At 50.0% G+C, this 8875-nt stretch carries 11 protein-coding genes and 1 pseudogene; 1 reads left to right on the forward strand and 11 read right to left on the reverse strand.

Annotation, left to right across the window (positions count from 1 at the left end):
- Window positions 1-10: 10 nt before the first annotated feature.
- Entirely contained in the window at window positions 11-202 is a 192-nt protein-coding gene (locus ROSEINA2194_RS20905) for a hypothetical protein (RefSeq protein ID WP_154314213.1), read from the reverse strand.
- Between the two features lie 251 nt (window positions 203-453).
- On the opposite strand from ROSEINA2194_RS20905, the gene ROSEINA2194_RS04905 reads away from it, so the two are divergent.
- Window positions 454-1275, forward strand: coding sequence for a helix-turn-helix domain-containing protein (locus tag ROSEINA2194_RS04905; RefSeq protein ID WP_006859270.1), 822 nt, complete (start codon window positions 454-456; stop codon window positions 1273-1275).
- Window positions 1276-1319: 44 nt separating this feature from the next.
- Here ROSEINA2194_RS04905 and ROSEINA2194_RS04910 read toward each other — a convergent pair whose 3' ends face one another.
- The 10 genes and pseudogenes from ROSEINA2194_RS04910 to ROSEINA2194_RS04955 all read right to left on the reverse strand — a co-directional run bounded on the left by ROSEINA2194_RS04910 (window position 1320) and on the right by ROSEINA2194_RS04955 (window position 8828).
- Window positions 1320-1745: a hypothetical protein gene (locus tag ROSEINA2194_RS04910; RefSeq protein WP_022261510.1), complete on the reverse strand. Its 426-nt coding sequence runs from the start codon at window positions 1743-1745 to the stop codon at window positions 1320-1322.
- A gap of 43 nt (window positions 1746-1788) precedes the next feature.
- Complete coding sequence (locus ROSEINA2194_RS04915) at window positions 1789-2316, reverse strand: hypothetical protein (RefSeq protein ID WP_007884079.1); 528 nt, start codon at window positions 2314-2316, stop codon at window positions 1789-1791.
- Between the two features lie 221 nt (window positions 2317-2537).
- A complete protein-coding gene (locus ROSEINA2194_RS04920; protein ID WP_015514784.1) occupies window positions 2538-2747 on the reverse strand; it encodes a helix-turn-helix domain-containing protein in 210 nt (69 codons plus the stop codon).
- 136 nt (window positions 2748-2883) lie between these two features.
- Window positions 2884-3042, reverse strand: a complete 159-nt coding sequence (locus ROSEINA2194_RS04925; RefSeq protein WP_044927226.1) for a Maff2 family mobile element protein — start codon at window positions 3040-3042, stop codon at window positions 2884-2886.
- Between the two features lie 100 nt (window positions 3043-3142).
- Window positions 3143-4996, reverse strand: coding sequence for a VirD4-like conjugal transfer protein, CD1115 family (locus ROSEINA2194_RS04930; RefSeq protein ID WP_005933642.1), 1854 nt, complete (start codon window positions 4994-4996; stop codon window positions 3143-3145).
- Window positions 4983-5459, reverse strand: coding sequence for a PcfB family protein (locus ROSEINA2194_RS04935; RefSeq protein ID WP_465231462.1), 477 nt, complete (start codon window positions 5457-5459; stop codon window positions 4983-4985). Before ROSEINA2194_RS04935 ends, ROSEINA2194_RS04930 begins: the two co-directional genes overlap by 14 nt.
- Window positions 5460-5563: 104 nt before the next feature.
- A complete protein-coding gene (locus ROSEINA2194_RS04940; protein WP_007884081.1) occupies window positions 5564-6220 on the reverse strand; it encodes an antirestriction protein ArdA in 657 nt (218 codons plus the stop codon).
- Window positions 6220-6561, reverse strand: a complete 342-nt coding sequence (locus ROSEINA2194_RS04945) for a DUF7768 domain-containing protein (RefSeq protein WP_014080816.1) — start codon at window positions 6559-6561, stop codon at window positions 6220-6222. Before ROSEINA2194_RS04945 ends, ROSEINA2194_RS04940 begins: the two co-directional genes overlap by 1 nt.
- A gap of 868 nt (window positions 6562-7429) precedes the next feature.
- Window positions 7430-8299 (reverse strand): annotated as a pseudogene (locus ROSEINA2194_RS23850) (ParB N-terminal domain-containing protein); the annotation flags it as partial.
- 211 nt (window positions 8300-8510) lie between these two features.
- On the reverse strand, window positions 8511-8828 hold the full coding sequence (locus ROSEINA2194_RS04955; protein WP_007884091.1) for an ABC-2 transporter permease: 318 nt from the start codon (window positions 8826-8828) through the stop codon (window positions 8511-8513).
- Window positions 8829-8875 lie beyond the last annotated feature (47 nt).

Here is an 8875-nt window from a genome sequence, read left to right on the forward strand (position 1 = left end):
GGGGCGATTTTCAAGGAAAATACGGCCATAGAGCCGCTTTGAAATGCCCCATAGTATTACGGACGGGGCAGACTACACCCCGCCGATTTGTCGTGTTTGGGTAGCGTTTTGGTATCAGTTCTGCCGGGTTGTCCTGCTGTCGTTCCTGCCCCTGAATCTCACAGCGGCGTTTCGTTCCCGTTGGTACGCTCGCTGCGGTCAAGGTTCCTCCATTTCCTTGCCGCAGGTCGTTGCGCTACATCGCCGGGGAGCATATCCCATCAGGCCGGTCATTCGATTGGAAATAATCCATCGATGAACTGACTTAATCATAGCTCATTTTTGAACCCTTTCCCGTATGTCCATAAAATAGGAAAACCGCCCCAAAATCGAAAAATTCCACGATTTCGGAACGGTATATGGTATAATAAGGAATAACAGCGGCAGCCAGCCGCAGGAAGGAGCGATGTGTTTATGAAAACCCGCATTTCCGTACAGGAACGCCTGAAAGATTTACGGGTGGAACGGGGCTTGAATCTGGAAGAACTGGCACAGGAAACCGGCATTTCAAAATCAGCCCTCGGCAGTTATGAAAACGACAACGACGAATACAAGGAAATTAACCACGGCAGCCTGTTGAAGCTGGCAGACTTCTATCAGGTGTCGGTTGACTATCTGCTCGGCCTTACCAATAATCGGAGATATGAAAACACCCCGATAGAAGAATTACATTTGAGTGATGAAGTCGTGGAACTGCTGAAAAGTGAACGCTTCAATAACCGGCTGCTGTGTGAGATTATCTCCCATGAAAAATTTAAGGAATTGCTGGCAGACGCAGAAATCTATGTGGACGGGATAGCAACCATGCACTTCCATGACACAAACAGCTCACTGGCTGCTTTACGGGCTATGGTACTGGAAGAACACCCCGAAGCTGCGGCAGACCGGGCAATCAAAGTGTTGGAAGCCTGTCAGATAGAGGAAGAAGATTTTTTCTGCCATGTGACGCACAAAACATGGGACGTCATTCTCCATGATATACGCAAGGCGCACGAAAATGACAGCGAAAGTGCGCCGGATACCACGCCTGCCGATGAACTTATACGGGAAGTACAAAAGGCCATGCAATCTCCGGGGGACAGGGTTCAGCAATTCACGGAGATATTCTGCAAGGCGTTCCGGCTCAAATACAAGCGGCTCTCACAAGAGGAACGAAGCCTTTTGAAAAAGCTGTTCAAGAAATCCCCGCTGATAAAACAGTCTGGTATGAACTTCCGGCGCAGGCCGTGGAAATAAAAACAGCCGTTGTAGGATTTTGTTCCTACAGCGGCTGTTTTTATTTATGAATCTTCTCCAACAAAAGACAGGATATTTTCATCAGTTTGTAATGTAATTGTTGCGCTTTCTGAATCATCAGAATAAACTCTTGTTCCATATACGCCTGTAACAGGCTCCTCTAAATTTTCAAAAGTTAATCCGAGTTTCGAAGAAGAATTGTCAATCTTTTCAAGCGAATATGTACCTGTCCATTCTTGTTTATGAGTGTTATCTGTTAAGATAAAACTTTTTTCTTCAAAACTCAATGTCAAATCCAATACTGGTATGTCATCATGCACTGAACCTGAGAATAACATATTACCATCTAAATCAGTAATAAATTCTAAAGACCAGTTATATGATGATACCGACCGAGTTTGGGAAGAATCACACGAACATAAGCCTACACACATAAAAAAACATACGCATATTGCCAATAACCGTTTCATTTTACCTATTACCAACCTTAATTCACAACTGTTTTGCATTTAATTAGGGAAGTGTCACAGGGTAAGAAATAGCGAAAGCTCCACCGCCTGCCAAGGCATTATTAGCGGTAGCAACACCAGAAACAGAAACCGTTCCCTTATCTCCGCTATTACCTGTTCTTCCAGTATCCACATCAGTTTCGATTGTTTCTTCACCGTCGGCTAATTCTGCAAATGCCGTATTGGTGGATTTTTTGTTCATAAGCACATTAACTGTACCAGTCATACCAGTGAACTCCGGTTTTGGAGATTCATACCACGGTACATACAACTTCACATGAACTTGAATCCCATCATCCTCATCATAAGTTGCATAAGAGTTAATACGAACATTAGCGACTGCTCTTTTGGTGACACCATCGGAAATCATAACATCGGTTAAGTATCCGTCATATTCTCCAATGACTACCGGCTGTTGAGTATCCGTTATTTCCGTTGTTGTTTCCGCTGCAAAAGCAGGAACCGCACTCACAGAAAAAAGCATACAAAACGCTACCAACGAGGTAAACAATCTTTTACTAAATTTTTTCATAAACAATGCTCCTTTCTAAAATGACCAGAACCTACATTTTTTGTATTCAGTTATTGGCAATATGCTACTAACCTGCAAGCACACTCTCAAATCATAAAATGTTTCAAATGTACTTGTTTTATTTTATGATAGCACTTATTTACATTGGGTACAATAGAAAATATACACAATTAAAATTTAATTTTTTGTGCAAATCGAATCAAATATAAAATTATATCGCTTTAGATATTGTCCTGTTCTAATTTAATCACATTCATAATACCACAATTCAAGGCTTCACAAATGCGAACCAGCGTTTCCATGCTGATATTCTTTCCCTTGCCCATGTTGGCAATCATATTTGTGGTAAGACCGGCGGCAAGCCGCAAATCCTCTTTCCTCATGCCACGCTCTTTCAGTGTGTTCCATAGTGGCTGATAACTAATGTGCATAGGCTTCCCGCCTTTCTTTCCATCGTCAAGTGTTTTATACCCATTATAGCAGAAATCTTGCGTTTCCACAATATTTCTTGACTACACCGCCGGTTCCGTCTGGATTGTGCTTTTCCTTTCTCCGCTTTTATTACATCTAATTAGCCATGAGCTGCTTCATGCCCTGGCTCTTGGAACCTGGGTTGTCCGATCCATAGCCCTCCAGCAGATTGACAACGCCCCACACGCCAAGTCCAGCGCCGAGGGCTACAACAAGAGTCTGCAAAGTATCAATAGCGGAAGTGAAAAACTGCATAGAGCCTCCTTTTCTCCGGGGGGTATTCCCGGCCATGAAAAAAGCCGCCATTTCTGGCGGCAGGTTACATACTTCGGGACACTTTGTCCCAAAGCCCTATTTATGCAAAGGCGTCCGGATCGTCGATGTCATCATAATTGAGGATGTCCTCGTCCTCGCTTGTGAGCCCATCGTCCGGCACAGCCACGGCATACACCTCACACAGCTCGTCCGGCCCGGGCCGCCTGCGGCGGTTAATGAGCCGGTCAAGGTCAAAGGCGTTTTTCTTTTTGTCGGCTTCAGCCGTATATCGGTAGTTCGGGTGCTTTTTCAAATCGTATTTTGGGGAATAGAACGGGGGCAGGCCCCGAAGCTGTAAAATACACTTATCCCCGGGCATGGTCGCCAGTTCGCTGGGTGTCATCAGCTCCCGGCCCAGCCGCTGGTTATTTTGGCTGTAGCTTTCCGACTGGCCACGGGAGCGGCTGTCGGTCTGCATGGAGATTGTAGCCTTACCCAGCCAGTTCTCGGATATTTCCTTGATGGTGCTGGCCTCCCGGCCCCCGAGGAATATCACGCTGTCCATATTTCCCAAAATGGTTTCGGCGTGTTTATCGTAAATCGCCTTACACTGCGCCAACTGCTGATAGAACAGCGTTAAGCTGATCTCACGGGAACGGATGACAGCCACGATCTTTTCAAGCTGGGGAACCTGCCCTGTGTTGGCGGCCTCGTCCCACAGCACCCGTACATGATGGGGCAGGCGGCCTCCGTGAACATTGTCGGCCCTCTCGCACAGCAGATTGAACATCTGCGAAAAGGCCAGAGCCACAAGGAAATTATAGGTTTGCGTAGTGTCCGAGATGATAAAGAACACCGCCGTTTTTCGATCCCCGATGCGGTCAAGCTCCAGCTCGTCATAGGCCATGACCTCCCTAAGCTGGGGGATGTCAAAGGGAGCCAGCCTTGCACCGCAGGAAATAAGGATCGACTTTGCTGTTTTGCCGCTGGCCAGTTTGTACTTTTTATACTGCTTGACCGCAAAGCAATCCGGCTTTCGTTTTTCCAGGCCCGCAAACATATAGTCCACGGCGTTCATAAAATCCTCGTCATCCTCCTTGACCTCCATCCCGGAAATCATGTCAACCAATGTGTTCATGTTCCGATCCTCGGCGGGGCCCTCAAAAATGATATAGGCGATGAGGGCGCAGTAAAGCAGGGTTTCCGATTTTGTCCAGAATGGATCGCCTTCCTTGCCTTCGCCTTTTGTGTTGGAAATGAGAGCGTCCACAAATTTAAGGATGTCGGCCTCGTTGCGGATGTACGCCAGCGGGTTATAGTGCATGGATTTTGTGAAATCAATGGAATTGAACACCTTGATCCGATACCCACGCTTTTGCAGGAAGTGGCCCACCTGCCCGAGAACGCCTCCTTTGGGATCGACACACACATAGCTGCATCCGCCGTTTTTGTCTGCGCTGGCCTGCAAAATCTGCGGGGTAAGCCAGAACCGGGTTTTGCCGGAGCCGGACGAACCGATCACACAGGCATTGAGGTTGCGGGCGTTGGCCGGATTTTTCGGACGGGTATTCATGGTAAGGAACTCCGTCCCGGTCAGAATGATGTTGTTTTCAAACTTTGGATCTACGAAAGGGGCTATATCTTTCGGACAGCCCCAACGGGCTGATCCATACTCCTCATCCCGCCGAAATTTTTTAGCGTTTTTACTTTTCACATAGACCATTACCCGGAACGCCACAGCCCCCACAATGCCAACGAGCCAGTCAAAGGGAGCAAGCCCCGGGGCAAAGTCGGCAAAGGCCGGGCCAATGGTCTGGCCCAGCCCCATGAGCTTATGAGCAAAATCCGCACCCGCCGCCAGACGGTAGGCCGTCCCCAGCTTGAGAAAGGCCCACAGGACAAACAGATACGGGATGTTGGGAATAAGGTATTTTTTGATGCTATCGTTCTTCACGAACCACCTCCTTTGTCCGTTCCTGTGTTTTGGGCGGTTCCTTTACAAGCTGTTCCGCCGCTTTTTTGAGTTGTTCCCGGATGGGGATGCGGCTGGATTTTGACTGTTCCAACAGCCTGCGGGAGTACCGCTCAAAACAGGCGGTAATTGCATCCGCCTGTCCTGCCTTGAAAAACAGCAGGTATTTGTCCGGCCCGGTTTTGTAAAAAGCATAGTCCACATTGAAACGGCGGGCCATGCGGTCAAAGAGCTTCGGGGCCTCCACCTCGATGCTGTTCACATTTTCGCCGTGGGCCATGAGCTTTTTCACGCTCTGCCTGCCGTGGGGCCTTTGGGCTTTCTTATGCCGTTTGGCGATCTGGCGGCCAGCCGCCCGGAGCACATAGGCCAGCCCCCGGGCTGTCAGCTTGCTGGCCCGGACAGAAATCGCTATGGAGCTCCGGGAAATTTCTTCATCAATCAGTTACACCGCCTCCTTTCGCCTTGGGACAAATTGTCTCGAAGTCCAGTTACCGTTCCTCATGGTGTTTTTCAGCCAGCCGCCGGAACCCCTCCTTTGAGGAACCGTCAATAATTTCTTGATAAGCGGCCATCTGCTCCCGGATCGAAAGCTGAGGGTAAGCAAAAAACCCTGTGTTCAGCGGGGATGTCCTGGGGGCCGTGGTAGACCTCCCGGAAATCGTCACTCACCTTCGTCACATAGCCGCCCGGTGCAAAGTGTCCGTTTTCGTTGATGGAAATGTCCTGCCCGTATGCTTCAAAGTCAAAGTAGGGTTTTATATTGTCCGGCACTTCGAGACTTTCCATATCCTCCACATAAAGGCGGCCCAGCATTTCCTCATTGTCCACACCGGGATGCAGGTCGTAGCAGTCCAGATTTTGCGTAAGGTTGATCAAGTCCTGCACCGAGCCACAATGCTGGTCGCTGTCCATAACCGCCTCCAGCGTTTCCCGTTCTGATGGGGAGAGCTCCTTCAGCAGATGGGCCAGGTGGTTGAGCTCGTCAATGTTTTCATACTCGCCCAGATAGTCATAAAGGCCGAGAATGTCGCTGTCAAAGGAGATAATAAAGTATTCCTGGCAGCGCACCCCGTCCACGCCGATCCGCTTTAAGAGGGACTGCACCTCCTCCGTGTTGGTGGGGAAATGCAGCGTTTCCCCCACCAGATGCCCCGCACTGTAAAGGGCAGGATTTGAAATGAAAGCCTCAAAAACAGACTCCATCAGCGTTTGCCCTGTCCCTTGACGGTCAGGATGCCCTCAAGGGTGGTGGCGGTAATTCCCAGCCGCTGGGCCACGGCAATATCATTTTTCATGGCCTCGGTCATGGTGTGGCCGCAGACCACCAGCACATGGGAGCGGCGGAGCAGGTCACGGCCCATGTCGATGCCGCTTTTATGCTCCTCGGGTACTGCGTCATTGAGAAACAGGGGCAGATAAAGGGGCGGGCAGATTGGGGAAAAGCCTGCCTCATAAACCGCCCGGCAGTAGCGGGCGGCCTGTTCTGCGTTTTCACTGTCGCCGCTCAACCATGCGGCGGTAATGTATGCAAGGGGACGCTTCATAGTCAATACCTCCGATATTTTAATAAGAAAGTTCAACCCAATCCCCCCGCCCTTTCCCAATCATGGGAAAGGGGGCGGCTCTGGAGGATATACCCCCGCCGCTTGCCGGGGAAATAGCACAGCCGGGGCAGACCGTCAAGGGCAGGCCGCCGTAAAACGGCGGTGCGATGCACCCTTGACAGCCCGCTCCCGGCTGTACGAAAAAACAGGCGGCGACGGGGGATATATACCACCAGAGCCATGATGCGGAGGGCAGGGCCCTCGGGACAAAATGTCTCGAAGTGGTTACTTGTCCTGCTCCATCTTTTTTCGGAGCCTTCGCCAGTTCGGGCGGCTGTTTCTCTTTCCACTCGTCCAGCAAAGTCATGATCTGCTCCTTCATTTTGGCGGGAGTGGCTTCCTTGCCAAAATACTTTTCCAGTTCAGCGGTAGAAATAATCACGCCTCGATCCTCCTTTTTCTTTTCTGATAAGATGCCATCAATGACATCACCATTGAGTTTCCCGTCCTTGTCCAGCTCCCGGAGCTTTTTCGCCTGGGCCAGAGAGGGGGATGCCTGTTCTCCGTCAATGGAAACAGCGATCAGCCGCTGGTTTTTGGGGCGGATATAGGAAATCTCCACAGCGGGCATAAAGCCCATTTTTTTATCGTCCACCTTGTCCAGCAGTTCCGGCACAAGGGAGTTCAGCCGCAGATAACGCATGACCTTTTTATAGTTCATGTCGTGCGCCTCGCCCACGATCTCAACGGAGCGTTTTCCAATATCGCCCTCGGCCACATTTTTCAGCCGCCCGCCCTGGTGCTTGATGTCCTCCACTTCCAGTTCCAACAGGGCGGCCAGTTCGCTGGGGAGCGTCTGATCCCTCTGCTTGTTGCTGTCCTTCATGGCCTGTACCGCCTCGTGGTCAGTCATTTCCCGGACGATAAAGGGCATTTCCTCCAGCCCGGCCAGCTCACAACCATGATGGCGGCGATGGCCTGCCACAATTTCATAACCCTTGCCATCCTTTTCCGGGCGGGCAAGACCGGGAACCATTACGCCGTTTGCCTTGATGGACGCTACCGTTTCCTGCATTTTGGCATCGTCCCGCACCTTAAACGGGTGGGGGCGGAATGTGTGGAACGGATGCATTTCGGAAAGCTTCAGATAGACCAGCTTTCCTTCCTCCACAGGACGGGGCGGAGCGGCTGGCTCAGGCGGAGCCTGTTCCGGGGCCGGAGCCGCATTTTCGGGTGGGGCCTTTTCGGGTTCCGGGGCAGCTTTAACCTCCGCAGCCTTTTTCCCACTTCGGGACAATTTGTCTCGCTTAGTCGGCGTGGCCTCGCCGGGGGCCGCCTTATCCGCCTTGGGTGGGCGGCCCTTGCGGGGCTTCGCCGCCTCCTTGCCAGCAGGATCCGCTTTTTCCTCTTTTGGGGGACGGCCCCGACGGGCCTTTTTAGGTTCATCATCCCCAGCGGTGGGAGGTTCCTCCTGCGTTTTCTCCTTCGGCTCTTTTGCCGCCTCCTCTTTTTCTACCTCGGCCCGGGCTGTCTGCCGCTTTTCATTCATCAGCTCATTGATTTTGTCAAAGGACACCACCACATCACCGGGCTCGGGCTGGGCAGGCCCCTCCTGCTGGGGTGTGGGAGCGGCAGTTTGTTCGGGAGCCGGAGCCTGGGGCTCGTCAACCGTAACAGGAGCGGGAGCCTCCGGGAGCTTCTCCTCACCGGGGCCTGTGTTCAATTTTTCATCTGCCATTCACTATCCTCCTTTTCGTGAAAGTTGCACAATTTTGCGGGTTAAATTTCTGTAATTATTTTTCCGCCTCCTTCCGGTCTATCCACGCAAAAAAGCCGCCCGATTTGAACGCCGGACGGCTTTTTGTGTAATGTGATAGATCAAATATTATTTTTTGTGGTTCGTAGGCTCCGAAAAGCCTTGTATTTACAGCGTTCCTAATAGGAAACAATCATAGGGCTATTATAATGCCAACGAAAAGCACTCCTATCATAATCCATAATAATTGATTTATATATAAACTTTTTACAATATCAATCCGCTTTACTGGCAAAGTAAGTTTATATTTTCCCCATTTTGAGGAAAATTCATTTCCAATAACGGTAGCTGCATTTACTGCTAATCCGACAATTCCAATAATTATGAAATACATTTGCCATGTCTGGTCCGGAATAATGATAACGGCAATCCCCATTGCAAACATAAAAAGCAAAAAAATTTTTGCATTTGTCCATACAGCAAGAAAATTGCTTTTAAAAAGACCTTTCATACATGATCCCCCCTTACTAAAAGCAAAAAAAATTCATCAACAGAAAC

It is taken from the genome of Roseburia inulinivorans DSM 16841 (genome assembly GCF_000174195.1).
Taxonomy (GTDB): Bacteria; Bacillota; Clostridia; order Lachnospirales; family Lachnospiraceae; genus Roseburia; species Roseburia inulinivorans.

Excerpts from the sequence above, each read along its gene's own strand:
- ROSEINA2194_RS04905 (WP_006859270.1), top strand. The coding sequence starts at position 454 with ATGAAAACCCGCATTTCCGTACAGGAACGCCTGAAAGATTTACGGGTG.
- ROSEINA2194_RS04915 (WP_007884079.1), bottom strand. The coding sequence starts at position 2,316 with ATGAAAAAATTTAGTAAAAGATTGTTTACCTCGTTGGTAGCGTTTTGT.
- ROSEINA2194_RS04925 (WP_044927226.1), bottom strand. The coding sequence starts at position 3,042 with ATGCAGTTTTTCACTTCCGCTATTGATACTTTGCAGACTCTTGTTGTA.
- ROSEINA2194_RS04945 (WP_014080816.1), bottom strand. The coding sequence starts at position 6,561 with ATGAAGCGTCCCCTTGCATACATTACCGCCGCATGGTTGAGCGGCGAC.
- ROSEINA2194_RS04940 (WP_007884081.1), bottom strand. The coding sequence starts at position 6,220 with ATGGAGTCTGTTTTTGAGGCTTTCATTTCAAATCCTGCCCTTTACAGT.
- ROSEINA2194_RS04920 (WP_015514784.1), bottom strand. The coding sequence starts at position 2,747 with ATGCACATTAGTTATCAGCCACTATGGAACACACTGAAAGAGCGTGGC.
- ROSEINA2194_RS04955 (WP_007884091.1), bottom strand. The coding sequence starts at position 8,828 with ATGAAAGGTCTTTTTAAAAGCAATTTTCTTGCTGTATGGACAAATGCA.
- ROSEINA2194_RS04910 (WP_022261510.1), bottom strand. The coding sequence starts at position 1,745 with ATGAAACGGTTATTGGCAATATGCGTATGTTTTTTTATGTGTGTAGGC.